This window comes from Neobacillus dielmonensis (assembly GCF_000612665.1).
GTDB lineage: Bacteria > Bacillota > Bacilli > Bacillales > Cytobacillaceae > Neobacillus > Neobacillus dielmonensis.
Map to the genome: position 1 here is coordinate 1 of NZ_HG942033.1, position 306 is coordinate 306.

Genomic DNA, 306 nt, shown 5'->3' on the forward strand with positions numbered 1-306 from the left:
TCTTTGAAAACTAAACAAACAAAACGTCAACAATAAAACATTCGTTTCTTACGAAACGAAGCCAACGTAAAATTTATGAGCTATATCAACTTTCTTGGAGAGTTTGATCCTGGCTCAGGACGAACGCTGGCGGCGTGCCTAATACATGCAAGTCGAGCGAATCATTAGGAGCTTGCTCCTGATGATTAGCGGCGGACGGGTGAGTAACACGTGGGCAACCTGCCTGTAAGACTGGGATAACATCGGGAAACCGATGCTAATACCGGATAATTCTTTCCATCACATGATGGAAAGCTGAAAGACGGC

1 rRNA gene is annotated in these 306 nt (G+C 44.8%); it reads left to right on the forward strand.

The features are described from left to right. Positions 1-91: 91 nt before the first annotated feature. Positions 92-306 (forward strand): 16S ribosomal RNA (locus tag BN2425_RS03345); the annotation flags it as partial.